Source organism: Streptomyces sp. NPDC055140 (genome assembly GCF_053607285.1).
In genome coordinates this window covers 1-1449 of the sequence record NZ_JBSGTG010000194.1, presented here as the reverse complement: position 1 = coordinate 1449, position 1449 = coordinate 1, and the positions used below count along the sequence as shown (strand labels likewise).

Here is a 1449-nt window from a genome sequence, read left to right as displayed (position 1 = left end):
GAACTCATGGCCACTGAGGATGGCAAACACCCTATTGTTCGCCGCTGTCTTGAACACCACGCGGTCCGGGGCGAACGGACGCGACTCGCTGGCTCCGGCGAAAGAGAGCGCCAGCTCCCGGACGTCGTCCACGGTCATGGCTATCTGGCTTCCATCACTGAAGTTATAGGACTCCCGCCCCTGGTAGCAGCGGCTACTAGGGGCGGATGAGGACGGTGCCGACCTTGCCGGGCTGCACCGCGTGCTTCACGGCGGTGGCCAGCTCGCCGAGGTCGTACGTAGCGGCCACGTCGAACTGGTCCTTGAACGCCAGCGCGATCAGCGTCGCGGCGACCGCGTCCGATGCCCGCCTCTCGGCGGATGCCTCCAACAGCCACCGGCCCAGGTTCGCGCCCCGCACCGTCAACGACTGGTAGAGCAGCGTCGACGCATGCACCGAGATCGGCTCCTCGGCGAGTTCCCCGTAAATGACCAGCCTGCCGCCCGGCGCCAACAGGTCTAGAAGGCTTTCCGTCAGCATTCCGCCGACAGGGTCGAAGGCCACACTGAGCGGGCGGCCGCCGGCTGCCTTGCGGACCTCGTCGGCCCAGCCCGGATTCTCTGTCGCCACGACTGGGACGTCCGGGAACCGCTTGCGCAGCTCGGCGGCACCGTGGTCACTGCGGACGACGTTGACCAGGTCCACGTTGTGGTACTGCATCACGCCCGTTACCAGCCGCCCGACCGACGAGCCAGCGGCGGCCTGCACCAAATATCCGTCGTATCCCAAGGCCAGGTGATGCTCCGCCTCACGGCGTAGCATCACCGCGGTGAGCGGGTTCGTCAGCATCTGCGCGGCGACCTCGTCCGACAGCTCATCAGGCACGGGGACGACAATCTCGGCGTCCGCCAGGATCCACTGGGACCATCCCCCAGGTAGGGGAAAGACGGTTACACGGCCGCCGACCTCGACGCCCGGAGCCACGCGCGTATCCGGGCCGATGGCCTCCACCACGCCGGTGGCCTCCACACCGACTGGAACCGGCTCAGGTGCCGTCCCGGGGTAGGCCTCGACGGCTAGGAGATCACCACGGTGGACGGGGAAGGCCGTGGTGCGGATGAGGACCTGACCGTGCGCAGGCGCTTCCGGCTCGGGCTCCTCGATGACGGTCAGGACGTCGGCGGGCACCCCGCCCCGGGTGTAGACGACACGACGGTTCATGATTGTCCTCCTGCGCGCTGGTGTGCATGGGGCTTGGCCGGGGCGTCAGCCGACGTCCATGAGCAGCAGGTGCTTCGCGCTGAGTGCTCCGTCCAGCTGCATCAGCCGGCCTCCCTCCCGTAGACCGCCGAGGTCCAGTGCGGCGAATCCGAATCCGTCGAGCAAGGCAGCCACGGCCGCCTTCGCGTCGGCGTCGTCGCCCGCGTAGAAGACCACCTGGCGGCCTTCCTCGTGCTGGGGGTCCGCGG

1 protein-coding gene and 1 pseudogene are annotated in these 1449 nt (G+C 68.3%); both read right to left on the bottom strand.

Annotated features, from left to right (window positions below; all coding sequences use genetic code 11):
• Positions 1 to 196 precede the first annotated feature (196 nt).
• Positions 197 to 1201, bottom strand: a complete 1005-nt coding sequence (locus tag ACWFR4_RS48925) for a zinc-binding dehydrogenase (protein ID WP_453658469.1) — start codon at positions 1199 to 1201, stop codon at positions 197 to 199.
• A 45-nt stretch (positions 1202 to 1246) separates the two neighbouring features.
• A pseudogene (locus tag ACWFR4_RS48920) lies at positions 1247 to 1449 on the bottom strand (NADP oxidoreductase); the annotation flags it as partial.

Bases quoted from the DNA above. Each gene is read 5' to 3' on its own strand.
- ACWFR4_RS48925 (WP_453658469.1), bottom strand. From the start codon at position 1,201: ATGAACCGTCGTGTCGTCTACACCCGGGGCGGGGTGCCCGCCGACGTC.